This is a genomic window from Phytobacter palmae (genome assembly GCF_039409775.1).
In the GTDB taxonomy this organism is placed as follows: Bacteria; Pseudomonadota; Gammaproteobacteria; order Enterobacterales; family Enterobacteriaceae; genus Phytobacter; species Phytobacter palmae.
On the sequence record NZ_JBCIVJ010000005.1, the window covers coordinates 137,444 to 163,622 of the forward strand.

26 protein-coding genes and 1 pseudogene are annotated in these 26,179 nt (G+C 53.5%); 19 read left to right on the top strand and 8 right to left on the bottom strand.

Translation table 11 applies throughout. The features are described 5' to 3' along the window. Positions 1-286 precede the first annotated feature (286 nt). From kduI to AAIG39_RS08580, 3 genes are all read left to right on the top strand, one after another. A complete protein-coding gene (kduI, locus tag AAIG39_RS08570) occupies positions 287-1,123 on the top strand; it encodes a 5-dehydro-4-deoxy-D-glucuronate isomerase (protein WP_090088621.1) in 837 nt (278 codons plus the stop codon). Positions 1,124-1,185: 62 nt separating this feature from the next. Then, positions 1,186-1,947 (top strand): 2-dehydro-3-deoxy-D-gluconate 5-dehydrogenase KduD, encoded by a 762-nt coding sequence (gene kduD, locus AAIG39_RS08575; protein WP_039077128.1) that lies wholly within the window; start codon positions 1,186-1,188, stop codon positions 1,945-1,947. Positions 1,948-2,061: 114 nt separating this feature from the next. After that, positions 2,062-2,754 (top strand): aspartate/glutamate racemase, encoded by a 693-nt coding sequence (locus AAIG39_RS08580; RefSeq protein ID WP_090088619.1) that lies wholly within the window; start codon positions 2,062-2,064, stop codon positions 2,752-2,754. On the opposite strand, the gene AAIG39_RS08585 is transcribed toward AAIG39_RS08580, so the two are convergent. Beyond that, complete coding sequence (locus AAIG39_RS08585; RefSeq protein WP_090088616.1) at positions 2,751-3,677, bottom strand: LysR family transcriptional regulator; 927 nt, start codon at positions 3,675-3,677, stop codon at positions 2,751-2,753. The genes AAIG39_RS08580 and AAIG39_RS08585 overlap by 4 nt on opposite strands. Positions 3,678-3,794: 117 nt before the next feature. Between AAIG39_RS08585 and lysA the strand changes: the two genes are divergently transcribed. Beyond that, positions 3,795-5,057, top strand: a complete 1,263-nt coding sequence (lysA, locus tag AAIG39_RS08590; RefSeq protein WP_343193628.1) for a diaminopimelate decarboxylase — start codon at positions 3,795-3,797, stop codon at positions 5,055-5,057. Between the two features lie 138 nt (positions 5,058-5,195). On the opposite strand, the gene AAIG39_RS08595 is transcribed toward lysA, so the two are convergent. Continuing rightward, positions 5,196-6,209 (bottom strand): LacI family DNA-binding transcriptional regulator, encoded by a 1,014-nt coding sequence (locus tag AAIG39_RS08595; RefSeq protein WP_090088613.1) that lies wholly within the window; start codon positions 6,207-6,209, stop codon positions 5,196-5,198. Positions 6,210-6,503: 294 nt separating this feature from the next. Here AAIG39_RS08595 and AAIG39_RS08600 point away from each other — a divergent pair, with 294 nt between their 5' ends. From AAIG39_RS08600 to AAIG39_RS08620, 5 genes are all read left to right on the top strand, one after another. Further along, the gene (locus AAIG39_RS08600; protein WP_090088611.1) at positions 6,504-7,841 is read left to right on the top strand and encodes a PTS sugar transporter subunit IIC; all 1,338 of its coding nucleotides are present in this window, start codon (positions 6,504-6,506) and stop codon (positions 7,839-7,841) included. An 11-nt stretch (positions 7,842-7,852) separates the two neighbouring features. Beyond that, positions 7,853-9,280 (top strand): glycoside hydrolase family 1 protein, encoded by a 1,428-nt coding sequence (locus AAIG39_RS08605; RefSeq protein WP_343193629.1) that lies wholly within the window; start codon positions 7,853-7,855, stop codon positions 9,278-9,280. 9 nt (positions 9,281-9,289) lie between these two features. Then, entirely contained in the window at positions 9,290-9,607 is a 318-nt protein-coding gene (locus tag AAIG39_RS08610; protein WP_249572878.1) for a PTS sugar transporter subunit IIB, read from the top strand. 62 nt (positions 9,608-9,669) lie between these two features. Further along, on the top strand, positions 9,670-10,443 hold the full coding sequence (locus AAIG39_RS08615; RefSeq protein ID WP_090088604.1) for a GntR family transcriptional regulator: 774 nt from the start codon (positions 9,670-9,672) through the stop codon (positions 10,441-10,443). Then, on the top strand, positions 10,440-10,889 hold the full coding sequence (locus AAIG39_RS08620; protein WP_343193630.1) for a GNAT family N-acetyltransferase: 450 nt from the start codon (positions 10,440-10,442) through the stop codon (positions 10,887-10,889). The genes AAIG39_RS08615 and AAIG39_RS08620 overlap by 4 nt, the downstream gene beginning before the upstream one ends. Here AAIG39_RS08620 and galR read toward each other — a convergent pair. After that, positions 10,886-11,893, bottom strand: coding sequence for an HTH-type transcriptional regulator GalR (gene galR, locus AAIG39_RS08625; protein WP_090088601.1), 1,008 nt, complete (start codon positions 11,891-11,893; stop codon positions 10,886-10,888). The genes AAIG39_RS08620 and galR overlap by 4 nt on opposite strands. 615 nt (positions 11,894-12,508) lie before the next feature. On the opposite strand from galR, the gene aas reads away from it, so the two are divergent. Further along, positions 12,509-14,668, top strand: coding sequence for a bifunctional acyl-ACP--phospholipid O-acyltransferase/long-chain-fatty-acid--ACP ligase (gene aas, locus AAIG39_RS08630; RefSeq protein ID WP_090088600.1), 2,160 nt, complete (start codon positions 12,509-12,511; stop codon positions 14,666-14,668). Continuing rightward, complete coding sequence (gene lplT, locus AAIG39_RS08635) at positions 14,661-15,854, top strand: lysophospholipid transporter LplT (protein WP_343193631.1); 1,194 nt, start codon at positions 14,661-14,663, stop codon at positions 15,852-15,854. The genes aas and lplT overlap by 8 nt, the downstream gene beginning before the upstream one ends. Before the next feature lie 44 nt (positions 15,855-15,898). Here the strand turns inward: lplT and AAIG39_RS08640 are convergent, their stop codons facing one another. The 5 genes and pseudogenes from AAIG39_RS08640 to AAIG39_RS08660 all read right to left on the bottom strand — a co-directional run. Beyond that, a complete protein-coding gene (locus tag AAIG39_RS08640) occupies positions 15,899-16,927 on the bottom strand; it encodes an NADP(H)-dependent aldo-keto reductase (protein WP_343193632.1) in 1,029 nt (342 codons plus the stop codon). A gap of 132 nt (positions 16,928-17,059) precedes the next feature. Continuing rightward, the gene (locus AAIG39_RS08645; RefSeq protein ID WP_090088597.1) at positions 17,060-17,278 is read right to left on the bottom strand and encodes a YgdI/YgdR family lipoprotein; all 219 of its coding nucleotides are present in this window, start codon (positions 17,276-17,278) and stop codon (positions 17,060-17,062) included. Between the two features lie 144 nt (positions 17,279-17,422). After that, entirely contained in the window at positions 17,423-18,136 is a 714-nt protein-coding gene (locus tag AAIG39_RS08650; RefSeq protein WP_090088595.1) for a TerC family protein, read from the bottom strand. Between the two features lie 61 nt (positions 18,137-18,197). Further along, positions 18,198-18,893 carry a DNA mismatch repair endonuclease MutH gene (gene mutH, locus AAIG39_RS08655; RefSeq protein WP_090088593.1) on the bottom strand — a complete coding sequence of 232 codons (696 nt, stop codon included), beginning with the start codon at positions 18,891-18,893 and terminating at the stop codon, positions 18,198-18,200. Positions 18,894-19,044: 151 nt separating this feature from the next. After that, positions 19,045-19,119, bottom strand: a pseudogene (locus AAIG39_RS08660) (hypothetical protein); the annotation flags it as partial. Between the two features lie 452 nt (positions 19,120-19,571). Between AAIG39_RS08660 and rppH the strand changes: the two are divergent. The 8 genes from rppH (at position 19,572) to AAIG39_RS08700 (ending at position 26,171) form a co-directional block, all read left to right on the top strand. Beyond that, positions 19,572-20,102, top strand: a complete 531-nt coding sequence (gene rppH / locus AAIG39_RS08665) for an RNA pyrophosphohydrolase (protein ID WP_047369033.1) — start codon at positions 19,572-19,574, stop codon at positions 20,100-20,102. Positions 20,103-20,114: 12 nt separating this feature from the next. Then, positions 20,115-22,361, top strand: coding sequence for a phosphoenolpyruvate--protein phosphotransferase (gene ptsP, locus AAIG39_RS08670; RefSeq protein WP_090088592.1), 2,247 nt, complete (start codon positions 20,115-20,117; stop codon positions 22,359-22,361). A gap of 218 nt (positions 22,362-22,579) precedes the next feature. Continuing rightward, positions 22,580-23,455 (top strand): prolipoprotein diacylglyceryl transferase, encoded by an 876-nt coding sequence (lgt, locus tag AAIG39_RS08675; RefSeq protein WP_090088590.1) that lies wholly within the window; start codon positions 22,580-22,582, stop codon positions 23,453-23,455. A gap of 6 nt (positions 23,456-23,461) precedes the next feature. Beyond that, positions 23,462-24,256, top strand: a complete 795-nt coding sequence (gene thyA, locus AAIG39_RS08680; protein ID WP_090088588.1) for a thymidylate synthase — start codon at positions 23,462-23,464, stop codon at positions 24,254-24,256. Positions 24,257-24,440: 184 nt separating this feature from the next. Beyond that, positions 24,441-24,905, top strand: a complete 465-nt coding sequence (locus AAIG39_RS08685) for a prepilin peptidase-dependent protein (protein ID WP_090088586.1) — start codon at positions 24,441-24,443, stop codon at positions 24,903-24,905. Then, entirely contained in the window at positions 24,899-25,462 is a 564-nt protein-coding gene (locus AAIG39_RS08690; RefSeq protein WP_343193633.1) for a prepilin peptidase-dependent protein, read from the top strand. The genes AAIG39_RS08685 and AAIG39_RS08690 overlap by 7 nt, the downstream gene beginning before the upstream one ends. Next, complete coding sequence (locus AAIG39_RS08695; RefSeq protein WP_343193634.1) at positions 25,459-25,881, top strand: DUF2509 family protein; 423 nt, start codon at positions 25,459-25,461, stop codon at positions 25,879-25,881. The genes AAIG39_RS08690 and AAIG39_RS08695 overlap by 4 nt, the downstream gene beginning before the upstream one ends. After that, positions 25,851-26,171 (top strand): prepilin-type N-terminal cleavage/methylation domain-containing protein, encoded by a 321-nt coding sequence (locus tag AAIG39_RS08700; protein ID WP_090088580.1) that lies wholly within the window; start codon positions 25,851-25,853, stop codon positions 26,169-26,171. The genes AAIG39_RS08695 and AAIG39_RS08700 overlap by 31 nt, the downstream gene beginning before the upstream one ends. The last annotated feature ends 8 nt before the right edge of the window (positions 26,172-26,179 follow it).

Here is a 26,179-nt window from a genome sequence, read left to right on the forward strand (position 1 = left end):
TGGCTTCAGACTGTTAAAACGTCATGACTCTATTAACTCTCTGTTTGCTATCATTAAATTCTTTTCACCGGCCCATAAACAGCCCTTCTCCTTCATGTAAATATCAGGCGTTCGTGATCGCAACTACAGTTTTAGAAATATATTACGGAAAAAATGAAACGTTGTTTTATATATCATTGAAAACGTGTTTTAGCCGGGATAAGATGTGCGCATACTGCAAAACGGAACGTTTTCTACTCGCTCCGTTACATGCGATTCGAACGAAACATTGACTGCGGAGGTAAATGTGGACGTAAGACAAAGCATCCACAGTGCGCATGCGAAAACGCTGGATACCCAGGGACTGCGCAATGAATTTTTGGTTGAACAGGTCTTCGTGGATGACGAATACACCATGGTGTATAGCCACATCGACCGTATTATCGTCGGTGGCATTAAGCCGGTAGCCAAAACCGTTTCCGTCGGCGGCGAAGTCGGCAAGCAACTGGGCGTAAGCTATTTCCTGGAACGCCGTGAACTGGGCGTTATCAATATCGGCGGCCCTGGCACCATCACCGTTGACGGTCAGTGCTATGAAATCGGTCATCGCGACGCATTGTATGTTGGCAAAGGGGCGAAAGAAGTCGTTTTTGCCAGTGTAGATACCGCAACACCTGCGAAGTTCTACTACAACTGCGCACCGGCACATACTACGTACCCGACCAAAAAAGTGACGCCTGCGGATGTTTCTCCGGTCACGCTGGGTGACAACCTCACCAGTAACCGTCGCACCATCAACAAATACTTCGTGCCGGACGTGCTGGAAACCTGTCAGTTGAGCATGGGCCTGACCGAACTTGCGCCGGGGAATCTGTGGAACACTATGCCGTGTCATACCCATGAGCGCCGCATGGAAGTCTATTTCTATTTCAATATGGATGAGGACGCATGTGTGTTCCATATGATGGGACAGCCGCAGGAGACTCGCCATATCGTGATGCATAACGAACAAGCGGTCATTTCGCCAAGCTGGTCTATTCACTCAGGCGTGGGTACGAAGGCGTATACCTTTATCTGGGGTATGGTCGGTGAAAACCAGGTCTTTGATGACATGGACCATGTCGCGGTTAAAGATCTGCGCTAAGCACCAAAGGCATAACGAAAATATGCCTGCGGGTGCAGGCGTTGAAAGATTAAGGAACAAACATGATTCTGGATGCATTCTCTCTTCAGGGTAAAGTGGCTGTCGTTTCCGGGTGTGATACGGGGCTGGGTCAGGGCATGGCGCTGGGGCTGGCGGAAGCGGGCTGTGATATCGTAGGCATCAATATTGTTGAACCGACTGAAACCATCGAGCGCGTTACCGCGCTGGGCCGCCGCTTTCTGAGCCTGACGGCCGACCTGCGTAAAATCGACGGCATCCCGGCGCTGCTGGATCGTGCGGTGGCCGAATTCGGCAAGATCGACATTCTGGTCAATAACGCGGGTCTGATCCGCCGTGAAGACGCGATCAATTTCAGCGAGCAGGACTGGGATGACGTGATGAACCTGAACATCAAAAGCGTCTTCTTTATGTCTCAGGCGGCGGCGAAACATTTCATCGCTCAGGGCAATGGCGGCAAAATCATTAACATCGCCTCAATGCTCTCCTTCCAGGGCGGCATCCGCGTACCGTCTTATACCGCTTCTAAAAGCGGCGTGATGGGCGTGACCCGTCTGCTGGCGAACGAATGGGCGAAACATAACATCAACGTCAATGCGATCGCACCGGGCTATATGGCAACCAATAACACCCAGCAGTTGCGTGCTGATGAAGAGCGTAGCGCGGCTATTCTCGACCGTATCCCGGCCGGCCGTTGGGGGCTGCCGAGTGACCTGATGGGACCGATTGTCTTCCTGTCCTCGAGCGCCTCTGATTACATTAACGGCTATACCATCGCGGTCGACGGCGGCTGGCTGGCGCGTTAATTCGCCTGATTTACCAAAAACCTGTCTTCGGACAGGTTTTTTTATGCCTGTGGGGTGGTTGAAACTCCCCCCTGAGTTTGCTTGACTGAGTGCTTACTCAGAGGGAGAGGCATGATGAAGACGATTGGGCTATTGGGTGGCATGAGCTGGGAATCAACTATTCCGTATTATCGCCTGATTAATGAGGGGGTGAAGGCGAAATTGGGTGGCCTGCACTCTGCCAGCCTGCTGCTGCACAGCGTGGATTTTCACGAGATTGAAGAGTGCCAGCGCAGCGGCGAATGGGAAAAGGCTGGGGATATCCTGGCAGATGCGGCCATCGGGCTGCAAAACGCCGGTGCGCAAGGCATTGTGTTGTGTACGAACACCATGCACAAAATCGCCGGACAGATTGAAGCGCGCTGTGATGTGCCTTTTTTACACATTGCCGATGCCACCGGGCGGGCGATCGTGGCGCAGAAACAATCCAAAGTGGCGCTGTTGGGCACGCGCTACACCATGGAACAGGATTTTTATCGTGGCCGACTCACCGAACAATTTGGCATTGAAACGCTGATCCCTGATGAGGCTGATCGTGCGCGGGTCAATCAGGTTATTTTTGACGAACTATGCCTCGGTACGTTTAGCGACGCTTCTCGTGCCTATTATGTCAGTCTGATTACGCAACTGGCAGAGCAGGGGGCGCAGGGGGTGATTTTCGGTTGCACCGAAATTGGCCTGCTGGTTTCACAAGATCAGTCGCCGATCCCGGTATTTGATACGGCTGCTCTGCACGCCGCCGATGCCGTGACGTTTATGCTCTCTTAAACGGCGTTGAGTACAGCGTTCAGTGGGCCGGTAATGAGTGGCATCGCCTCCTGCAAATGACGACTAAAGGCGTCGACCAGGGCCGAAGAGGGGCGATGCAGCGGACGGATCAGGCTCACCGTAAAGGGAACGTCGATACTGAAACGGCGCACCACCACTCCGCTGGCGGCGTAATCCAGCGCGGTGAGCGGGTTAACGACTGAAATTCCCACCCCGGCGCGCACCATCGCGCAGACCGACGCCGCGCTGTGCGTTTCCAGCACCATACGGCGTTTCACCTGATGCTCGCTGAACAAAGCATCAAGCAATTGCCGGTAGCTGTCGGTGCGTGACAGGCTGATGTAATTCTCGCCATGAAAATCCGCAGGGGTAAGTTGCGTTTTATGCGCCAGCCGATGGTTTTGCGGCAGGACACACACTTCGTTGAAGGTCAGCAGCGGTGTGCGCTCCGTCCCCGCCGGCGTGCTGATCGTTTCCGTCAGCCCCAGATCATGGCGCTGGGCGGAGAGCCACTCTTCCAGTAGCGGGGACTCCTGTGGCACGATATTCAGGCTAACATCCGGGTAGCGAGCCAGAAAAGGCTGCAATAGCAGCGGTAAAAATGACTGAGAAAAGACCGGCAGGCAGGCAATTGAAAGCTCGCCCTGGCGGAATTCACGCAGACTTTCTGCGGCGCTGACAATGCGATCCAGCCCATACCAGGAGCGCTGTACTTCCTCAAAAAGACGTAACCCTTGCACCGTAGGATGCAGACGCCCGCGTGCGCGTTCAAACAACTTCAACCCCAGCACTTTTTCAAAACGCGCCAGCTCCCGGCTGACGGTCGGCTGGGAGGTATGCAGCAACTGAGCGGCTTCCGTCAGATTCCCGGTGGTCATTACGGCATGAAAAATTTCAATGTGGCGCAGGTTTACGGCTGGCATGACGGCATCCTGATAAGCAATTCCATATCATTTTTGCATAGACTCACGATAAAACGATATTTTTTATTCCTCTTAGCCTGTGGCGTAATCATAAAAAAATCGTTTTCGGAGTCTGTTATGCCACGCCCATTGTCACAAACCACGACCGATCTTAATGCCGCTAATCTTCTTCGGCTGCCTGCGGAATTTGGCTGCCCGGTCTGGGTTTATGATGCGCAAATCATTCGCGACCAGATTGCCCGCCTGACGCAGTTTGATGTGATTCGTTTTGCGCAAAAAGCCTGCTCGAACATTCATATCTTACGTCTGATGCGTGAGCAGGGCGTGAAGGTGGATTCCGTGTCGTTAGGGGAAATTGAACGTGCGCTGGCAGCGGGTTACGACCCGAAAACCCATCCGGACGATATTGTCTTTACGGCGGACGTGATTGATGACGCGACGCTCGCTCGCGTGAGCGAGCTGCGTATTCCGGTTAATGCCGGGTCAGTGGATATGCTGGAACAACTGGGGCAGGTTTCACCCGGTCACCCGGTCTGGCTGCGCGTTAACCCTGGCTTTGGCCACGGCCACAGCCAGAAAACCAATACCGGTGGCGAAAACAGCAAGCACGGCATCTGGTATAGCGATCTGCCTGCCGCGCTGGAGGTGATGCAGCGTTACAACCTGCAACTGGTAGGTATTCATATGCATATCGGTTCCGGGGTGGATTATGGCCACCTTGAGCAGGTATGCGGCGCAATGGTGCGTCAGGTGGTGGAATTTGGCCAGGATTTGCAGGCCATTTCGGCAGGCGGCGGTCTCTCTATTCCCTATCATGAAGGGGAAGAGAGCGTGGATACTGATCACTACTACAGCCTGTGGAATGCCGCGCGCGAACAGGTGGTGAAACATTTGGGTCATCCGGTAAAACTGGAGATCGAACCGGGACGCTTCCTGGTGGCGGAATCTGGCGTGCTGGTCGCTCAGGTTCGTAGCGTGAAAGAGATGGGGAGCCGCCACTTTGTACTGATCGATGCAGGATTTAACGATCTGATGCGCCCGTCGATGTACGGTAGCTATCACCATATCACCGCGCTGGCGGCAGACGGACGTGATTTAACTGCAGCTCCGCGTATCGACACCGTGGTGGCCGGGCCGCTGTGCGAGTCTGGCGATGTGTTTACTCAGCAGGAAGGCGGCAAAGTGGAAACCCGCGCGCTCCCTGCTGTGGCGCCAGGTGATTATCTGGTGTTGCATGATACCGGAGCTTATGGTGCATCGATGTCGTCTAACTACAATAGCCGTCCGCTACTGCCGGAAGTGTTGTTTGATAACGGCGTGGCGCGCCTGATTCGTCGCCGTCAGACAATTGAAGAACTGCTGGCGCTTGAGCAAATCTAAGGCCTGACCCTCTCCCGGGTTGCGAGGGTATCAACGGTCCTCAAATCGTAATCCCGGGCAGCCGCATCCGGGAATCACCCCGGTGGCGCTTACCGGGGCTACGTTTGGGGCGACGGGTTTCCCGGATAAGGCGCAGTCTTATCCGGGGAAAAACGGCCCGGGAGCGACAGAATCACGCAGCACCAGTGTGCCGGTAAAAGGCGGGATCGCTTCGATCGCCTCTTTGTTGACCAGCCGGATCGCCTGATCGATGGCGGTGGTGATCATACTCTCAATCGGCAGGTAAACCGTCGACAGTCCCGGCTCCAGCCAACGGGCGCTGGGTGCGTCATCGAAGCCAAACAGAGAAATATCCTGCGGAATACGTAGCCCTGCCTGATGCAGCGCCTTAGAAGCTCCGAGCGCCATATCGTCGTTACAGGCAAACAGCGCGCTGACCTTAATGCCCTCTTTTAAGATCTCCTGACACAGTTCATAGCCGCGTGACATGGATGAGTCGCCATATTTCACTTTGTCCGGATCCCAGCGAATACCGTGTTTTTCCAGCGCCTTGCGATATCCCATCAAACGGGCTTTGCCGGTTGGCGTATGGATGGGGGCGGTGATACAGGCAATATCGTGATGACCCTGATTCACCAGATAATCCACCGCCTGAAACGCCGCATCCTGCTGTTCAAAGAAAACGCATTTATCATGGGCCTGAAAGACCTCGCGATTTATTACGATAAGCGGCATCGGGGTGGTATCGAGCAGGCGGATGATCGCTTTCTCGCTCATAAAGCGGGTATAAAGAATGATGGCGTCGCAGCGTCTGTCTGCCAGCATCTGTACCGCTAACTCTTCGCGTTCAGGCGCATCGTGTCCATCGGTCACAACCAGTTGTTTACCATAAGCTTCCGCCTGGCGGGACGCCTGCTGTAACAGGCGACCAAAATAGAAACCGTTAAAAGTGGAAACCACCAGGCCAATATTATTGCTGGTGCGTGTTGCCAGCGACTGGGCCAGAAAATTAGGCCGATAGCCCAGCTCTTCCATCGCCTGATACACCCGTTTACGGGTGCTCTCTTTTACCTGTCCTGTGTCGTTCAGCACGCGCGATACCGTAGCCTTGGAGACACCCGCGCGCAGTGAGACATCCAGCATTGTCGCCATGACCTGATCCTGTATCACATGAAGGCCGCCATTTTATCACATTCATCAAAACGCAGCGGGGCGGGGGAGAGACAAATCCGGGGCGATCACGCTTTTAATGCAACGGGACGAAAACCCTTGCTTATCCAGGGTGGTATACCAAATCTGCTAAATATGGCAAATCTGGAATACCAGATGCCGTGTTGCGACCTTTGTCACAGAACTATTTACCAGTGATAGCTATTTTTGGTATGCCAAAAGGTATTGAGCTGTATACCTGACACGATAAAAAGCCCTTTTACTGAGGTACCTCTAATGGCTCTACAGGAAAAGTTAATCGATTCTCTGGGTAGCTTCGCGACCAAATTCAACAGCTATCGCTATATCATGGCGATCAAGGCTTCTTTTATCACCCTGATGCCGGTCATTATCGTCGGCGCCTTCTCTGTGCTTATCTCTAATATGGTGCTGGATCCGAAAAACGGACTGGCCAGCTTTGATGCGCTATCATTCCTGGCAGCGCTCAAGCCGATCACCAGCGCCATCAACTACGCTACGCTCAACTTTTTGAATATCGGCGCGGTATTCCTGATTGGTATTGAGCTTGGGCGTATCAACGGTATTAAAACTCTGTTCCCCGGTTTGCTGGCGGTTATCTGCTTTATCTGCGTGACGCCGACAACGGTGGAAATGCTGGTCGATGGCCAAATGCACGTGGTGAAAGATGTGCTGCTGCGCCAGTTCTCGGATACCCGTAGCCTGTTCCTCGGCATGTTTATTGCGATTCTCTCCGTCGAGATTTACTGCTGGCTGGAAAACCGTGAAGGGCTGAAAATCAAAATGCCGGATACGGTGCCGCCTAACGTCTCGGCGTCATTCTCTGCACTGATCCCCGCTATTATCACCACCACGGTTATCGCGACTTTTGGTTTTGTCTTCCATCAGATCACCGGCATGTATCTTTATGATGCTGTTTACCAGGTGGTGCAACAGCCGCTGGAGCGCGTGGTGCAAAGCCTGCCTGGCATTCTGCTGCTGATGTTCGTCGCCCAGCTGTTTTGGGTGATTGGCATCCACGGCAACCAGATGATCAAGCCGATACGCGAACCACTGCTGCTTGGTGCGATCACGGTCAATATGAGCGCATTTGAGCAGGGCAAAGAGGTGCCAAATATCATCACCATGCCGTTCTGGGATGTGTATATGAGTATCGGCGGTTCCGGTCTGACAATTGGCCTGCTGATCGCGGTGATGATTGCCACCAAACGCAAAGAGATGAAAGAGATCGCCAAGCTCTCCATCGGTCCTGGTATCTTCAATATCAATGAGCCGGTGATATTCGGCATGCCGATCATGCTCAATCCGATCCTCGCGATCCCCTTTATCATCACTCCGCTGGTGACCGGATCAATCGGTTACTTTGCCACGGTTACCGGTTTTGCCGGTAAAGCTGTGGTGATGGTGCCCTGGACCACGCCGCCGCTGATCAACGCCTGGCTTTCCACCGCCGGTTCGATGGGCGCGGTGGTGACACAACTGGTGTGCATCCTGGCCTCGATCCTTATTTACCTGCCTTTTGTGAAGATTGCCTCCCGCCGCGCGGAGCAGGCGCAGTTGCAGGCTGAATCTGATGAAATGGCGAAAAGTGCATAAAGGAGCCTGACGTGAGCACGAAAACACTCACTATTCCACCGTCGTTTATTCTTGGTGCGGCGGCGTCAGCCTGGCAAACCGAGGGCTGGAGCGGGAAAAAAGAGGGGCAGGATTCATGGCCCGATCTTTGGTACAAAAATGACAGGCAGGTCTGGCATGAGGGCTATGGCCCGGCGGTGGCAACTGATTTTTATCACCGTTTTCGCGAAGACGTACAGTTGATGAAGCAGGCTGGCCTGACGCACTATCGTACGTCCATTAACTGGTCGCGATTTCTGACCGACTATGAAAATGGCATCGTGGATGAAGAGTATGCAGCGTATTACGACCAGCTATTTGACGAGATGGCGCGTAACCGCATTGTGCCGATGATCTGCCTTGAACATTACGAGTTACCCGGTTATCTGCTGGAAACTTACGGCGGCTGGGCGTCGAAAAAAGTTGTCGAACTCTACCTGCTCTACGTCGAAAAAGTCTTTGAGCGGTTTCACCAAAAGGTGACGCGCTGGTTCACTTTTAACGAACCCATTGTCGTGCAAACCCGTGTCTATCTGGATGCGCTGCGCTGGCCGTATGAGCAGAACACCAGTACCTGGATGCAGTGGAATCACCATAAAAATCTTGCTACGGCGAAGGTGGTGAAATTATTCCGCGAAAAGGGCTATGCAGGCACCGTGGGTTGCATTCTGAACCCGGAGGTCACCTATCCGCGCTCCCGTGCGCCGCACGATGTTCATGCGGCAGCTATGTATGATCTCTTTTATAACCGCGTCTTCCTCGACCCAATGGTAAAAGGGGCGTACCCGCCAGAGCTTTTTACCCTGCTTGAGAAGCATCAGGTGAACTGGGACTACACCGATGACGAACTGACCATCATTCGTGAAAATACCGTGGATGAATTGGGGATAAACCTCTATTACCCGCATCGGGTAAAAGCGCCTTCCCGCGCCTGGCACCCTGACACGCCGTTCCACCCGGCTTATTACTACGAACCCTTTGAGCTACCAGGCAGGCGTATGAATAAATCGCGCGGCTGGGAAATCGGGCCGTTTATCATTTATGACATGGCGATGCGGATTAAAAACGAGTACGGCAACATCCCCTGGTTTGTGGCGGAAAGTGGGATGGGGGTTGAGAATGAAGGGCAGTTCCGTAATCCCGATGGGGTAATTGAAGATGATTACCGCATTGCGTTTATTGGTGAGCATCTGTACCAGACGCTGCGTGCGCGGGAGGATGGCGCTAACTGCCATGGTTATATGCTCTGGGCGTTTACTGACAACGTGTCGCCGATGAATGCTTTTAAAAATCGCTACGGGCTGGTGGAGATCGATTTGCAACACAACCGTGACCGACGGGCGAAAAAGTCGCTCTCCTGGTATCGCCGGTTAAGCGACGAACGCCAGCTTACGATCTCTTTTGATGATCAATGGAAATAAGGAGCTGTGATGAAACGAATTGTCCTGTGTTGTTCTGCCGGAATGTCTACATCACTGGTAGTGACCAAAATGGAAAAAATTGCCGCCGAGCGCGGTCTGGATCTGAAAATCTATGCCATTGCTGAGCAGGCGCTGCGCGATGAATTAGACAGCCACAGCGGTGAGATCATCGCCGTACTGTTAGGGCCGCAGGTGCGCTTTAAACTCGCGGAAAATAAGAAACTTACCGACCAGTACGCTATTCCTGTTGATGTTATCGATCCGGTTGCGTATGGCACCTTAAATGGCGCGAAAGTTCTCGATCAGGCACTAAATTTGGTAAGATAGCGCGCTGAAAGGCCGGGTAGTTCCGGCCTGAGCTTCAACTAAAGGTCTGTACAGGTGATATTGTGGAAAAAGCTGTTATCCCGCCGGAAAAAAAACAGTACCAGGAGATTGGCGAAGATTTACGCACGCAAATAATCCAGGGGCATTACCCCGTGGGATCCCGCCTTCCACCTGAGCGCAATATTGCCGAAAAATATGGCGTCAGTCGTACCATTGTCCGTGAAGCCCTCTTAATGCTTGAACTACAGGGAACTGTCGATATTCGCCAGGGGTCCGGCGTCTATGTGATGCGTATTCCGCAGGAGCATGAAAACGAAGAAGAGCGCTTTCTTAGCAGCGATGTCGGCCCGTTTGAAATATTGCAGGCGCGTCAGTTGCTTGAGAGCAACATCGCTGCCTTTGCCGCCAAAATGGCGACGCGGGCGGATATCGATAATCTACGCCGCATCCTGGAGCAGGAGCAACGCGCGATTGCCCTGAATGACACCAGCCAGGACAACAGCAAAATGTTTCATCTGGTGCTGGCGGGAGCCTCACAAAATCAGATGCTACTGGCAACGGTAGAAAGCGTCTGGCACCACATGGACAGCAGCCCGCTGTGGCAACAATTCAATGTGCACATTACCAGCCGTCCGTATCGCCTGAAATGGCTTGGCGACAGGCAGACGTTGCTCGCCGCCCTGCGCCGTCGCGACGTGATGGGGGCCTGGCAGGCCATGTGGCAGCATCTTGAAAACGTAAAAAAGAGTTTGCTGGAGCTCTCGGACGAAGATGCCCCGGATTTTGACGGCTATCTGTTTGAATCAGTCCCGATTTTTCAGGGGAAATTAATGTGAAAGTGCTTCCCTTATACGACGCGCCTCAGCATGCCGGACAGGTGACCGAGTGGCTCTGGCGCGAGTTTGGCGATTCACTGCCGCGCGCGTTCTTCGCCAGCATCATTGAACACAGCCAGACGCCGGGCCACCTGCCGCTCACCTTTGTGCTGGTGGACGGCGAAAGGCTGCTTGGCACCGCAGGACTGTGGCGTTGCGATTTGATAAGCCGCCAGGATCTGTTTCCGTGGCTGGCTGCGCTCTATGTTGATGAATCTGCGCGCGGCCAGGGGCTGGCGCGGAAATTACAGCAACATGTGATTGAGTCCGCGCGGGAGATGGGGTTTAGCGAGCTTCATCTTTACTCGGCCTGCCGCGATTTTTATGAGCGCTTTGGCTGGCAGTATATCGGCGACGGTATTGATTACCCGGACACGACCGTCCACCTCTATCGCTTTGCCCTTTAGTTTTCCTGCGGCGTCACTACCGAGTGGCGTCTTACCAGCGTTGGGTTAAAGATGTGTGTGACATCCGGAACCGGACGGTTTTCAGCCAGCGCCAGCGCCAGTTCCGCCGCCTGTGTCGCCATCGTCACGATGGGATAGCGTACCGTGGTCAGACGCGGGCGGACATAGCGTGACACCAGGACATCGTCAAAGCCAATCAGTGAGATCTCGTCTGGCACATTAATGCCATTGTCGTTGAGTACCCCCATTGCCCCCGCCGCCATCGAATCGTTATAACAGGCGATAGCCGTAAAATTCTTGCCGCGCCCGAGCAGTTCGGTCATTGCCTGTTCACCACCGCTTTCGTCCGGTTCGCCGAAGGTGACCAGACGTTCATTACACGGCAGTCCGTTTTCTTTGAGGGCATCGTAATACCCCTGCAGACGGTCTTCCGCGTCAGAAATCGCGTGGTTGGAACACAAATAGCCTATCCGGGTATGGCCTTGTTGTATGAGATGGCGTGTTGCCAGCCAGGCACCGTAGCGATCATCCAGCGAGACACAGCGCTGTTCGAAACCGGGGAGAATTCGGTTAATTAATACCATCCCGGGGATCTGTTTCATCAGCGCGATGAGTTCGGCGTCCGGCACCATTTTGGCATGCACAACCAGTGCCGCGCAGCGGTGGCGAATCAGTTGCTCAATCGCGTTACGTTCTTTTTGCTCATTATGGTAACCATTACCGATGAGCAGGAAATTCCCGGTGCCGGAGGCTACCTGCTCAACGGCCTTTACCATCGCGCCAAAAAAAGGGTCAGAAACATCCCCGACCACCAGACCGACCGTTTCCGTCGATTGCTGTGCCAGCGCGCGGGCATTGGCATTGGGGTGATAGTTCAGACTCTCCATCGCGGTCTGGACCGCCAGCCGTGAGGCTTCGCTGGCTTTAGGTGAGTCGTTAATTACGCGAGAGACCGTAGCGACAGAGACACCTGCAAGCCGGGCTACATCTTTAATTGTCGCCATTGAACACCTTCATGTAGGGGTAAGCGTTTACACACCCACTTATGTTACGGGAATGCGCTGGCTAATCAAGGTTATCGCCATTGTACTTTCCCCAAACGTGAGCTGACGCGGCGAAATGACGTGAAAACGTTACACGGGAAATATATCGCGAAATATACAGTTCGAATCTTTAGTTACACTTTGCGAAAGGCTGTTTCTATTGTCTGCTGGAGAAGCATTTGGCCGGATTGCTACAGTAGCATTCCCAGAGGTATTGATAGGTGAAGTCAACCTGAGGGTTGAACACTTGATTACACCAACCTGCGCAGATGTGCAGGTTTTTTTTTGCCATTAAGTCAATGTGTAACAAGCAGGACGATTAGAAACACCTCGTTGCACTTAGGCTCATTCGCTTGCTTTTTATCGCTGGCGAGCTTACGCGCCGCCAGCCACAATCAAGATCCCAGAGGTATTGATTGGTGATTATTTCGGTACGCATTTCGTACTTAATCTCTTGCACCAACCTGCGCGGATGCGCAGGTTTTTTTTCGCCCGCGTTTTGCCACCCCCCACTTCTCGTGTAATCTGCCACAATTTATGCATAACCTGTCGAATTGACTAACAAAAGGAGTTGAAATGTTATTTGGCTTTTTTCGTGGCCTCTTTCGCATCCTGTTCCGTGTGCGACTCACGGGCAATACACAGGCGCTGCACGGCGAGCGCGTGTTGATTGTCCCCAACCATGTCTCCTTTATTGATGGGATTTTGCTGGCGCTCTTTCTTCCTGTTCGTCCGGTCTTTGCGGTTTATACCTCCATCAGCCAGCAGTGGTACATGCGCTGGCTTAAGCCGATTATCGATTTTGTGCCGCTCGACCCTACGAAACCGATGTCCATCAAACACCTTGTCCGTTTGATTGGCGAAGGGCGGCCGGTGGTGATTTTCCCGGAAGGGCGCATTTCGGTGTCTGGCTCGCTGATGAAAATCTACGACGGTGCGGGATTTGTGGCGGCAAAATCGGCGGCAACCGTTGTACCGCTGCGTATCGAAGGGGCGGAATTGACCTTTTTCAGCCGTCTGAAAGGGCTGGTTAAACAGCGCTTATTCCCGCGTATTTATCTGCACGTTCTGCCACCAACGCAGCTGCCAATGCCGGAAGCGCCACGCGCCCGTGATCGTCGTAAAATTGCTGGCGAGATGCTGCATCAGATTATGATGGAAGCCCGCATGGCGGTGCGTCCGCGCGAAACCTTATTCGACGCTTTCCTCGCCGCACAATATCGTTACGGTGCGGGAAAGCCCTGCGTTGAAGATATTAATTTCACCCCGGACAGTTACCGTAAGCTGCTGACCAAAACACTGTTTGTCGCCCGTATTCTCGACAAATACACGGCGCAGGGTGAGAAAATCGGCCTGATGTTGCCTAACGCCGGTATCAGCGCAGCGGTAATCTTTGGCGCAATCGCCCGCGGACGCATTCCGGCGATGATGAACTACACCGCCGGGGTGAAAGGGCTGACCAGCGCCATCACCGCCGCTGAAATTAAAACGGTATTCACGTCGCGTACCTTTATGGACAAAGGGAAGCTCTGGCATCTGCCGGAACAGTTAACGCAGGTGCGCTGGGTCTATCTGGAAGATTTAAAAGGCAGCGTCACGCTGGAAGATAAGCTGTGGATCTTTAGCCGGGTGCTGATGCCACGTCTGGCGCAGGTTCCGCAAAAGCCCGAAGATGCGGCGATCATTCTCTTTACCTCCGGTTCAGAGGGTAATCCGAAAGGGGTGGTCCACAGTCATAAAAGTATTCTGGCGAACGTCGAGCAAATCCGCACCATTGCGGATTTCACCGCCAATGATCGCTTTATGTCAGCGCTGCCGCTGTTCCACTCTTTTGGTCTGACTGTGGGGCTGTTTACGCCATTACTGACCGGGGCAGAAGTGTTCCTCTACCCAAGTCCGCTGCACTATCGCATTGTGCCGGAGCTGGTATATGACCGGAACTGCACCGTGCTGTTCGGCACATCGACATTCCTGGGCAATTATGCTCGCTTCGCCAATCCGTATGACTTTTTCCGCCTGCGTTATGTGGTGGCTGGTGCGGAGAAGCTTCAGGAGAGCACCCGTCAGCTATGGCAGGACAAATTTGGTCTGCGCATTCTGGAGGGCTACGGGGTAACAGAGTGCGCGCCGGTGGTGTCGATCAACGTGCCAATGGCGGCGAAGCCCGGTACGGTTGGACGCATTCTGCCCGGTATGGACGCACGCCTGCTTGAAGTGCCGGGTATTGATGACGGCGGCCGACTGCAGCTGAAAGGACCGAACATCATGAATGGCTATCTGCGCGTGGAGAAACCCGGGGTGCTGGAAGCGCCTGCGGCAGAAAATGCCCAGGGCGAGCTGGAAAGCGGCTGGTACGACACGGGTGATATCGTACGTTTTGATGAGCAAGGCTATGTGCAGATTCAGGGGCGCGCCAAACGTTTCGCCAAAATTGCGGGTGAGATGATTTCGCTGGAGATGGTGGAACAACTTGCGCTGGCGGTTTCGCCCGAGAAGATGCATGCCACGGCGATCAAATCTGATGCCAGCAAAGGCGAAGCGCTGGTTCTGTTCACGACCGATGAACAACTGACGCGCGAGAAACTCCAGCAGCAGGCGCGTGCGCAAGGCGTGCCGGAACTGGCGGTTCCGCGTGATATTCGCTTCCTCAAACAGTTGCCGTTACTGGGTAGCGGGAAGCCTGACTTTGTGACGTTAAAAGGCATGGTTGAAGAGGCGGAAACCCAAAATGCATGAGTCAGTACCCACTAACACTTCATTGTGGTCAAAGGGGATGAAAGCAGTCATTGTTGCACAGTTCCTGTCGGCCTTTGGTGATAATGCGCTTCTGTTTGCCACCCTGGCGTTGTTAAAAGCGGAGTTTTATCCCGACTGGAGTCAACCGATCCTGCAGATGGTGTTTGTGGGCGCTTACATCCTTTTCGCCCCGTTTGTCGGGCAGATCGCCGACAGCTTCCCCAAAGGGCGCGTGATGATGGTCGCCAACGGCCTCAAGCTGTTGGGGGCGGCCAGTATTTGCATTGGTATCAACCCTTTCATCGGCTATACGCTGGTGGGTGTGGGGGCGGCGGCCTATTCGCCGGCGAAATACGGCATCCTCGGCGAACTGACAACCGGCGACAAACTGGTCAAAGCAAACGGGTTGATGGAGTCCTCCACGATTGCCGCGATCCTGCTGGGCTCAATGGCGGGCGGTATTCTGGCTGACTGGCACGTGCTGGCCTCGCTGGGCGTCTGCGCGCTGGTCTATGCGGGGGCGGTAGCGGCAAACCTGATGATTCCACGGCTGGCGGCTGCGCGTCCGGGGCAATCCTGGCGCTTTACCCCCATGACGCGCAGTTTTTTCTCTGCCTGTTCATTGTTGTGGCGCAATGGTGAGACACGTTTTTCCCTGGTCGGCACCAGCCTGTTTTGGGGGGCGGGCGTGACGCTACGCTTCCTGCTGGTGTTGTGGGTACCGGTGGCGCTGGGCATTACGGATAACGCCACGCCGACCTATCTCAATGCCATGGTGGCGGTGGGCATTGTGGTGGGGGCCGGGCTTGCCGCCAGGCTGGTCACGCTGGAGACGGTAGCGCGTTGTATGCCAGCCGGGATCTTAATTGGCGTGGCGGTGACCTTCTTTTCGTTACAACATGCATTGCTTCCGGCCTATGCAATTTTGATGCTTATTGGCATGTTGGGTGGCTTTTTCGTAGTGCCACTTAATGCGCTGTTGCAGGAGCGGGGTAAGCGTTCTGTCGGTGCGGGAAATGCTATTGCGGTTCAGAATCTCGGCGAGAACACCGCCATGCTGCTGATGCTGGGGCTCTACTCCCTTGCGGTCAAAGTGGGGGTGCCGGTGGTCGGTGTTGGTGTCGGGTTTGGCGTACTGTTTGTGCTGGCAATCGCGGCACTGTGGATCTGGCAACGCCGCCGCTAAGAGACAGGCCGGGTTACCCGGCCTGATTCAGGTTACGGTGCCGGCTAGGTATAGACCTGATGCACCGCTTCAATTTCGGCGAGCACCTCTTCGCTGAGTGTAAGATGCAGACTTTCCACATTCGTTTTCAGTTGTTCCAGCGTTGTCGCGCCCAGAAGGGTACTGGCAACGAACGGCTGACGACGCACAAATGCCAGCGCCATCTGAGCCGGATCCAGATTGTGGCGTTTAGCGATATCCACATAGGCGGCAACCGCTTTTTGCGCCTGCTCGCCACTGTAACGGGTAAAGCGGCTGAACAGGGTGTTACGCGCGCCTGCGGGTTTTGCCCCGTTCAGGTACTTCCCGGTCAGGGTGCCGAACGCCAGGCAGGAGTAGGCCAGCAGCTCAACCCCTTCATATTGCGTCACCTCAGCCAGACCGACTTCGTAGCTACGGTTTAGCAGGCTGTAGGGGTTCTGAATGGTGACGATACGCGGTAATTCATGTTTTTCTGCTAGTTGCAGATAGCGCATTACACCAAAGGCCGTTTCATTCGAGACGCCGATATAGCGAATTTTGCCCGCGCGCTGAAACTCAGTTAGCGCCTCCAGCGTTTCCAGCAGCGTGACGACAGGGGCAGACTCCGTCCATTTATAGCCCAGCGTGCCAAAACAGTTGGTAGGGCGCTGCGGCCAGTGCACCTGGTAAAGATCAAGGTGATCGGTTTGCAGGCGCTTGAGGCTGGCTTCAAGCGCAAGGCGGATATTTTTACGGTCCAGAGCCTGGTTTGGCCGAATACCGCTGTCATTATTGCGCGAGGGGCCGCTGACCTTCGAGGCGAGGACGATTTTCTCACGATTGCCGCGCTTCGCCAGCCAGTTACCAACATAGGTTTCCGTCAATCCTTGCGTTTCCGGGCGCGGAGGGACGGGATACATCTCTGCGACATCAATCAGGTTGATCCCCTGGCTGATGGCGTAATCAAGCTGTGCATGGGCGTCGGCTTCGCTGTTCTGTTCACCAAACGTCATTGTGCCCAGCCCCAGGGTGCTTATCTCAAGTGAACTATGGGGGATACGGTGATAGTGCATAGCCGGCTTCCTTTACTTACTGTACTGCGTCAGTTGTCCTGACAAAGGAATATAAACATGGCAGAGGGCAGAACAAAGGGAAAGAGGGGAGACCAAAAAAGGTCAGCAGGTGACTGACCTTTTTAAAGATTTTTAGCGTTCGAGGATCTGGGAAACGTCATCACGGTTGATCTGCATCTTATTGCCTTGCTGGTCTCGATAACTGACCAGGCCGGTTTCATCATCAATTTCTGGCTTGCCATCAGTCAGGATCATCCTGCCATCTTTCGTCGCCATAACGTAATCACTACTACAACCTGAAACCGCAAATGCTAATCCAACTGCAGAGATAATCACTGCCCATTTTTTCATCGTTCTGTCCTCATTTGGCTCGTGTCTCACATCAGTTTAGTAATAACCTGATGTATAAGTACAAAAAAGGGAGAAAATCTTAAAGTGTGGGCGCGGGCAAAAATGCGGGGGAAAAACGGCTTCCCCTTATGGGGAAGCGTTGTATTACAGAGGGTTCTTCTTGCCGCGCATTAAGTTAAGGGTCTCAACGGCGATAGAGAAAAACATGGCGAAGTAGATGTAACCCTTCGGTACATGAATCGAGACGCTTTCCAGGATAAGAGTGAAGCCCACCAGAATCAGGAACGATAACGCCAGCATTTTCACCGAGGGGTGGCGGTTCACAAACTCACCGATAGGGCGTGCGGCAAACATCATCACGCCAACTGAAATCACTACTGCCGCCATCATAATAAACAGATGATCGGACAGGCCAACCGCGGTAATGACGGAATCGAGACTGAAAATAATGTCCAGCAGCATAATCTGTACGATTGCGCCGAGGAAAGAGTGAACATTAGTTTTCAGATCCTCTTCATCGCCTTCGATCGTCTCGTGAATTTCTTTACTGGCCTTCCAGATAAGGAACACACCACCACAAAACAGGATCAGATCGCGCGCAGATACCGCATGTTCGAACGCGGTAAAGAGCGGCGTGGTCAGTTTTGTTACCCAGGCGATTGAGGCCAACAGCAGCAATCGCATCACCATCGCGGCAGCCAGACCGAGCCTTCGGGCGTGGTTACGCTGTGCGGTGGGTAGCTTCGCTACAACCAGTGAGAGGAAAATAATGTTGTCGATCCCAAGAACAATCTCCAACAGCGTTAGCGTGCCAAGGGCAAGCCAGGCGTTGGGATCGGTAATCCATGCAAATAACATCTATAAAGTCCTGCCAAAAAAGAAAGGCTGATTATAAGCGCCAGCCGCGCGGAGGTAAAAATTATTCCCCGGGCACCAGGAAATGTCTGGCGAGCAAGGCGCCGGTGAAATTCTTTTTCAGATAAAAACCGCGCGGCAGCGTCAGAATGGGCTCTCCGTGCGTGCCGACAGCTTCAGTCAGCGCTTTGCTGTTGGCCGCTTTCGGGCGCAACTGCAATACCTCACCGTGACGCGCTGTAATACGCTCGACCTGGCCAAGCACAATCAGATCCATCAACTCCTCCCAGTCCATACGCAACTGGGTCTCTTCCTCTTCATCAGGACTCCATAGCAGCGGCGAGCCCACACGGCGCCCGGCAAGGGGTATGTCGCGCGAACCTTCTATGGGGATCCATAACACGCGGCGCAATTTATGCCGTACATGGCTGGTTTCCCACACCACACCCGTATTACCCGTTAGCGGGGCGACGCAGACAAAGGTCGTCTCCAGCGGGCGACCCGCGCTGTCGATGGGGATCGTTTTTAACTCTACGCCCAGCGCTGCGAAATCCTGCTCCGGTTTACTGCCAGCGCTGGCGCCAAGCCACTGTTCCAGCAGTAGCCCCGTCCAGCCTTTGTCGCGTTTCAGATCGCGGGGAATGGGTAGCCCGGCAAGCAGGGCGAGCTCACCCAGGGTATAGCCTGCAAGCTGCTGGGCCTGAGTAAGCAACTCAATTTCGGACTCGGGAGACGATGTTAAAGGTCGTATGGCGGACATGCTAAGGCCTTGATTAAAAAATGAACTGCAATTATGCACACTGTCGATAGTTGCGATCTTTTTCCACCTGTTCTGATAAAGCTACTGATTCTTAAGATAATTTTTCGTAAAAAAGGTGGCGTTGCGCAACACAATACGTGGTTGTTCAAATCTGGTCACTGACAATAAACAGGATCTTACACCATGTTATCCACAGAAAAATGGGATAACTGGGTAAAAGTGTCACTACTGTTTCGATTTACAGCCTTGACGTGCGATGAAAATCGAATTTCTGCACAAAATGTGCCTAACTTATTGGCATAATCTGTGGATAAAAACGACGTTGTTCGATCTTTCATCAGTACAAGGATCGCTATAGTGATGATCATCACATTATGTGATGCAAACAGAGAAATAAACATCTTAACTAAATGAATTTAGGATACTTATTCATTAAGCTGATTGTTAGTATATTCAGACTACTCCGGGTTTTCCAATGTTAAATCTCCGGTTCTTCACAAGTCTATCCACAGAAAAGGTGAATAAAAGCCGATTAGCAAGGGGACGTCTGTTTATAACTTTGCCGATAATTGTGAGTTATTCAAATGTTATCCGTTTGTTCCGTCGCAATTGAGTGGTTTACCGTTTTCCACGAGTGTGAAACAATCGATTAATTCAGGTTTATTTTGAGGTAGTCCGGTGATTGATGACGATGGCTACCGCCCAAATGTGGGTATCGTAATCTGTAATCGACAGGGCCAGGTCATGTGGGCCAGACGCTTCGGGCAACACTCCTGGCAGTTTCCCCAGGGGGGAATAAACCCAGGCGAGTCTCCGGAGCAGGCGATGTACAGGGAACTGTTCGAAGAAGTAGGTTTAAATCGTAAAGATGTTCGAATCCTTGCTTCTACCCGTAACTGGTTGCGTTACAAGTTACCGAAACGTTTGGTGCGTTGGGATACAAAGCCGGTCTGTATCGGCCAGAAACAAAAATGGTTTCTTCTGCAATTGGTCAGCAGTGATGCTGATGTCAATATGCAAACCAGTAGTACCCCTGAGTTTGATGGCTGGCGCTGGGTGAGCTACTGGTATCCTGTTCGTCAGGTAGTGTCGTTCAAACGCGACGTCTATCGACGGGTGATGAAAGAGTTTGCAGGGGCCGTGATGGCGCTTCAGGAGATTCCGCCTAAGCCGCAAAGTGCACCTGCCTGGCGACGTAAAAGAGGTTAAGCCACGCACATTATGCTCACCCGCTTGCGAGAAATCGTTGAAAAAGTTGCCAGCGCGCCGCGACTGAACGAAGCGCTGGAAATACTGGTCACAGATATTTGCGAGGCGATGGAGACGGAAGTTTGCTCCGTCTACCTCGCGGACCATGACCGGCGTTGTTATTACTTAATGGCGACTCGCGGTTTAAAAAAGCCGCGCGGGCGTACGGTCACTCTCGCATTTGATCAAGGTATCGTCGGCCTGGTAGGCAGGCTGGCGGAACCTATTAACCTTGCTGATGCGCAAAAACACCCCAGTTTTAAATACATCCCTTCGGTAAAAGAAGAGCGTTTCCGCGCTTTCCTCGGTGTGCCGATTATTCAGCGCCGTCAGCTTCTTGGTGTTCTGGTTGTTCAGCAACGTGAATTGCGCCAGTACGATGAAAGTGAAGAGTCTTTTCTGGTCACGCTGGCCACCCAAATGGCGGCTATTCTCTCCCAGTCGCAATTAACGGCGTTGTTTGGTCAGTATCGCCAGACACGTATTCGCGCGCTCCCGGCATCATCCGGCGTGGCGATAGCCGAAGGCTGGATGGATGAAACCCTGCCGTTAATGGAACAGGTCTATGAAGCCTCGACCCTTAACACAACGCTCGAACGTGAAAGGCTGACCAGCGCACTGGAAGCGGCGGCCGGAGAGTTTCGCCGTTACAGCAAGCGCTTTTCTGCGGGTGCGCAAAAAGAGACGGCAGCGATTTTTGATCTTTACTCGCATCTGCTTTCCGATGCGCGTCTGCGCCGTGAGCTGTTTGCTGAGGTGGATAAAGGTCTGGTCGCTGAATGGGCGGTCAAAACGGTCATTGAGCGATTCGCCGAGCAGTTTGCGGCATTGAGTGACGGTTATCTGAAAGAGCGCTCAGGCGATCTTCGCACGCTTGGCCAGCGTTTACTGTTTCATCTGGATGATAACATTCAGGGCCCCAATACCTGGCCGGAACGCTTTATTCTTGTTGCCGATGAATTATCTGCGACGACACTGGCTGAATTGCCGCATGACAGGCTCGCGGGTGTCGTAGTACGCGATGGCGCAGCCAACTCTCATGCGGCGATTATGGTACGTGCGCTCGGGATCCCAACGGTCATGGGGGCGGATATTCAGCCTTCGGTGCTGCATCGTCGCACGCTGGTGGTGGATGGCTATCGTGGAGAGCTGTTGGTTGACCCTGAACCGGTCTTGTTGCAGGAATACCAGCGGCTTATCACCGAAGAGAATGAGTTAACCCGGCTTGCCGAAGATGATGTGAACCTCGCGGCGCAGCTTAAAAGCGGTGAGCGCATCAGGGTGATGCTCAATGCGGGGCTGAGCCCGGAGCATGAAGAGAAACTCGGTAGTCGAATCGACGGCATCGGGCTTTATCGCACCGAAATTCCCTTTATGCTGCAAAATGGTTTTCCGTCCGAGGAAGAGCAGGTCGCGCAGTATCAGGGCATGTTGCAGTTGTTTAACGATAAACCCGTGACCCTGCGTACGCTGGATATCGGCGCGGATAAACAGTTGCCATATATGCCAATAAGCGAAGAGAACCCATGCCTGGGCTGGCGTGGCATCCGTATTACGCTCGATCAGCCAGAAATCTTCCTGGTGCAGGTGCGCGCAATGCTGCGTGCGAATGCCGCCACCGGTAATCTCAGCATCCTGTTGCCGATGATCACCAGTATTGATGAAGTGGATGAAGCAAAGCGGCTGATTGAACGTGCCGGGCGTGAAGTCGAAGAGATGATTGGTTACGCCATACCGAGACCGCGTATTGGCGTGATGATCGAAGTGCCATCAATGGTGTTTATGATCTCGCACCTGGCTAATCGGGTCGATTTTATCTCTATTGGCACCAATGACCTTACCCAGTACATTCTGGCGGTAGATCGTAACAATACGCGAGTGGCCAGTATGTATGACAGCCTGCACCCTGCCGTGTTGCGGGCATTGGCGATGATTGCCAGAGAAGCCGAACGTGCAGGTATTGATCTGCGGTTGTGCGGTGAAATGGCGGGAGATCCCATGTGTGTGGCGGTGCTGATTGGTCTTGGCTTTAGCCATCTGTCGATGAATGGTAAGTCGGTGGCGCGTATTAAATATCTGCTGCGGCGTATTGATTTCGCTGAGGCGCAGACGCTGGCAAACCGTACGCTTGATGCACAACTGGCTACCGAAGTACGCCATCAGATTGCTGCGTTTATGGAGCGCCGTGGCCTTGGGGGGCTGATTCGCGGTGGGTTGTAGACGCAAATTTCCGAAAGCACAGGTGACCGGGGCGCATCGGGGAAGCCAACAGTACCTGCGGCGTAAAGGATGACGGGTATACATATCTTTTACAACTTCGCCGCATCAAGCCCGAGCGCCTTATGCTATTATTCGCGCCTTTGGAGCGCCCGCCAGAACGGGCGCGCATCTATACCGCTGTCCACTTTCGGCGGAATAACAACATGTTGTGGTGACAGATGAATAGTGGCTATCTGCGTTTTCCTGAATTTGATCCGGTAATTTTTTCAATTGGACCGGTTTCCCTTCACTGGTACGGGTTGATGTACCTCGTCGGGTTTGTCTTTGCTATGTGGCTTGCAACTCGTCGTGCCGGTCGTCCTGGCAGTGGCTGGACGAAAAATGAAGTTGAAAACCTGCTCTACGCAGGCTTTCTTGGGGTGTTCCTGGGCGGACGTATTGGCTACGTTCTGTTTTACAACTTCCCTGTCTTCCTCAACGATCCGCTGTATCTGTTCCGCGTCTGGGACGGCGGCATGTCATTCCACGGCGGCTTGATCGGCGTGATTGTCGTGATGATCGTCTTTGCCAAACGCACTAAACGTAACTTCTTCCAGGTTGCTGATTTTATTGCGCCGCTGATTCCCTTTGGCCTGGGGGCCGGGCGTCTGGGCAACTTTATTAACGGCGAGCTGTGGGGCCGTGTCGATCCGAGCTTCCCGCTGGCAATGCTTTTTCCGGGGTCTCGCGCGGAAGATGCCGCATTACTGCCGTCTCATCCGCAGTGGCAATCCATTTTTGACACCTACGGTGTGCTGCCTCGTCACCCTTCCCAGCTTTATGAACTGGTGCTGGAAGGCATCGTGCTATTCATTATTCTGAATCTCTATATCCGCAAACCTCGCCCGATGGGGGCGGTATCTGGCTTGTTCCTGATTGGTTATGGCGCGTTCCGTATCATCGTTGAGTTCTTCCGCCAGCCGGATGCACAGTTTACCGGTACGTGGGTGCAATACATCAGCATGGGGCAGATCCTCTCCATCCCGATGATTGTTGCGGGTATTATCATGATGGTTTGGGCGTATCGTCGTCGTGCGCCACAACACGTTTCCTGAGGAACCATGAAACAGTATTTAGAACTGATGCAAAAGGTGCTCAATGAGGGTACCCCGAAAAACGATCGTACAGGGACGGGCACGCTCTCTATTTTTGGCCATCAGATGCGCTTTAATCTGCAGGACGGTTTTCCGCTGGTGACCACCAAGCGTTGCCATCTGCGCTCAATTATTCATGAGCTGCTGTGGTTCCTGCAGGGCGATACTAACATCGCGTACCTGAAAGAGAACAATGTCTCTATCTGGGATGAATGGGCTGATGAGCAGGGCAACCTCGGGCCGGTTTATGGCAAACAGTGGCGTGCCTGGCCAACGCCGGATGGTCGTCACATTGACCAGATCTCGACCGTACTGAACCAGTTGAAAACCGATCCGGATTCGCGCCGTATCATCGTCTCAGCCTGGAACGTGGGCGAACTTGATAAAATGGCTCTGGCGCCGTGCCATGCGTTTTTCCAGTTCTATGTCGCGGACGGCAAGCTCTCCTGCCAGCTCTATCAGCGCTCATGCGATATCTTCCTTGGTCTGCCTTTCAATATTGCCAGCTACGCGTTACTGGTGCATATGATGGCGCAACAGTGCGATCTGGAACCAGGGGATTTTGTCTGGACTGGTGGTGATACCCACCTGTACAGCAACCATCTGGAGCAAACGCGCCTGCAACTGAGTCGCGAACCGCGTGCACTGCCAACGCTCAAAATCAAACGTAAGCCCGCATCGCTGTTTGATTATTGCTTCGATGATTTTGAAATCGAAGGTTATGATCCGCATCCGGCGATTAAAGCACCGGTTGCTATCTGACCGCCTTTAGCATCGCATAACCGGCGCCACAGAGCGCCGGTTTTTTTATCCTCATGACGAACTCTTCGGGATATCTTCCAGACCGCTTGTAACCCACTGCAACACTGCCAGTTTATTCCGTGACGTCTCGTAAAACGGGCACTGGCCGCTCGCCATTGCAACTGCGCCGCGCCAGACTGCTGCCATGAAAAAAGAACATGGATTTACCCTGATTGAGACGATGGTCGCGGTGGCGCTGATCGTGATTCTGAGCGGTGTCGGGCTTACCGGCTGGCATACCTGGCAGGCCCGGCAGCGCTTATGGCAAACCGCGCTGCAGGTTAGACATTTCCTGGAAATGCTGCGTGATGATGCCAACTGGCATAACCAGGAGCGGCTTATTCTGGCATCTCGTTCTGGAGATGGCTGGTGTCTGCATACACGGGAACTGCAAACAGGATGTTCTGTCGATTCCCCCAATCTTATGCGCCCTGTGTGGCCCGAGGTTAACCTCGTGGAAATTACACCGTCATTAGGTTTTTATGGCCTGCGCAATACGGCCTGGGGAGGACATATTCTGGTAGGAAGTGACGCAGGCGAGTGGAAAATAGTGGTGTCTGGCTGGGGGAGGATACGCATGTGCCAGTATGGGGTGAATGAGTCATGTTAGTCCGACAACAGGGGTTTTCTTTGCTGGAGACCTTGCTGGCGATGGCTATAGGGAGCGTTATTCTGCTGGCGGCGGCACGCTTTCTTCCCGCGTTACAGTTTGCCGTGTTGCAACAGACCCGTGATCAGACCCTTGAAGATGAACTCTGGCAGCGCCTGTATACGGTTGCCAGGCACATTCAGCGTGCCGGGTATTGCAATGGTAAATGTGTGGGACAACCCCTGGCGATCGGGCGCGATGGGAGCTGCGTGATGGTGCAATGGGATGCTAACAGCAATGGACGATGGGAAACATCACCTGCAAGTGATGCTGACCAGACGGGGTTTCGTCTGCAAAATGGCGTACTCGAAACCCTGCGCGGCGCGACGTCCTGCGAGGGAAAAGGCTGGGATAAAATGACGGATCCTAATACGGTGAATATCTCCCATTTTTCCATTACCCGACAACAAACCACGGGTTTTGCGCCGGTATTTATCATAAGCCTTGTGGGACAAATTAAAGGTCGGGAAACACAGGACGTTTCTGCTGCTTTTAGCGTAAGTGGTTTTAACTTATGAACCGTCAACGTGGGATGTCTTCACTGGCGCTTGTGCTGCTTATTCTGATGCTCGGTAGCCTGATGCTTAATGGGTTAAACCAGCAATTGAATACGCATATTCGCCGGACGAGCAGCGAGAGCGAGCACCTTCGCCAGTATGCGCAAGTACAGTCGGCAATGATGTGGGCGCAAAGGTACCCCTGGCAAAGGGAACCCGTATTGCAATGTCTACGACACCCCAGTGAACCCTGGCTGGCATGCCTGCACGTGCTCAGTGACCAGGCTGTGTTATTAACCGCAGGAAGTGGCAAGCAACGTTTATGGCGAGGCGGACGCATTGAGCGTAACAATATAGTGTTTTCTGCGCACGGCTGGAGTGATTTTTGCCCACATAAGGAAACAGAGCTGTGTCAGATTCCACAAAACAACGCGGATTGAGCCTGCCAGAAGTGCTTCTGGCTATGGTCTTACTGGTGATGGTGGTCACGGCGCTGGGAGGCTATCATCGGGCGCTCGCCTCCGGTTTTCACGCATGGAGTCAGTATCGGCTTTTGTGGCGCCACGCCTGGCAACAGGCACAAATGTATCCACCGCCGCTGCCAGCAGGGTGGCAGGTACAGAAGGAGCAGACAAGCGACCAGGGATGTGTCAGCATCAGGGTTATTATCATTTCGCCAGTAGGCAGAAAGGGGCAAATGACGCGAACATTTTGCCCAAACAGCCAGTAGTCAGGAGC

Excerpts from the sequence above, each read along its gene's own strand:
- kduD (WP_039077128.1), top strand. The coding sequence starts at position 1,186 with ATGATTCTGGATGCATTCTCTCTTCAGGGTAAAGTGGCTGTCGTTTCC.
- AAIG39_RS08580 (WP_090088619.1), top strand. The coding sequence starts at position 2,062 with ATGAAGACGATTGGGCTATTGGGTGGCATGAGCTGGGAATCAACTATT.
- AAIG39_RS08585 (WP_090088616.1), bottom strand. The coding sequence starts at position 3,677 with ATGCCAGCCGTAAACCTGCGCCACATTGAAATTTTTCATGCCGTAATG.
- lysA (WP_343193628.1), top strand. The coding sequence starts at position 3,795 with ATGCCACGCCCATTGTCACAAACCACGACCGATCTTAATGCCGCTAAT.
- AAIG39_RS08595 (WP_090088613.1), bottom strand. The coding sequence starts at position 6,209 with ATGGCGACAATGCTGGATGTCTCACTGCGCGCGGGTGTCTCCAAGGCT.
- AAIG39_RS08600 (WP_090088611.1), top strand. The coding sequence starts at position 6,504 with ATGGCTCTACAGGAAAAGTTAATCGATTCTCTGGGTAGCTTCGCGACC.
- AAIG39_RS08610 (WP_249572878.1), top strand. The coding sequence starts at position 9,290 with ATGAAACGAATTGTCCTGTGTTGTTCTGCCGGAATGTCTACATCACTG.
- galR (WP_090088601.1), bottom strand. The coding sequence starts at position 11,893 with ATGGCGACAATTAAAGATGTAGCCCGGCTTGCAGGTGTCTCTGTCGCT.
- aas (WP_090088600.1), top strand. The coding sequence starts at position 12,509 with ATGTTATTTGGCTTTTTTCGTGGCCTCTTTCGCATCCTGTTCCGTGTG.
- lplT (WP_343193631.1), top strand. The coding sequence starts at position 14,661 with ATGCATGAGTCAGTACCCACTAACACTTCATTGTGGTCAAAGGGGATG.
- AAIG39_RS08640 (WP_343193632.1), bottom strand. The coding sequence starts at position 16,927 with ATGCACTATCACCGTATCCCCCATAGTTCACTTGAGATAAGCACCCTG.
- AAIG39_RS08645 (WP_090088597.1), bottom strand. The coding sequence starts at position 17,278 with ATGAAAAAATGGGCAGTGATTATCTCTGCAGTTGGATTAGCATTTGCG.
- AAIG39_RS08650 (WP_090088595.1), bottom strand. The coding sequence starts at position 18,136 with ATGTTATTTGCATGGATTACCGATCCCAACGCCTGGCTTGCCCTTGGC.
- mutH (WP_090088593.1), bottom strand. The coding sequence starts at position 18,893 with ATGTCCGCCATACGACCTTTAACATCGTCTCCCGAGTCCGAAATTGAG.
- ptsP (WP_090088592.1), top strand. The coding sequence starts at position 20,115 with ATGCTCACCCGCTTGCGAGAAATCGTTGAAAAAGTTGCCAGCGCGCCG.
- lgt (WP_090088590.1), top strand. The coding sequence starts at position 22,580 with ATGAATAGTGGCTATCTGCGTTTTCCTGAATTTGATCCGGTAATTTTT.
- thyA (WP_090088588.1), top strand. The coding sequence starts at position 23,462 with ATGAAACAGTATTTAGAACTGATGCAAAAGGTGCTCAATGAGGGTACC.
- AAIG39_RS08685 (WP_090088586.1), top strand. The coding sequence starts at position 24,441 with ATGAAAAAAGAACATGGATTTACCCTGATTGAGACGATGGTCGCGGTG.
- AAIG39_RS08690 (WP_343193633.1), top strand. The coding sequence starts at position 24,899 with ATGTTAGTCCGACAACAGGGGTTTTCTTTGCTGGAGACCTTGCTGGCG.
- AAIG39_RS08695 (WP_343193634.1), top strand. The coding sequence starts at position 25,459 with ATGAACCGTCAACGTGGGATGTCTTCACTGGCGCTTGTGCTGCTTATT.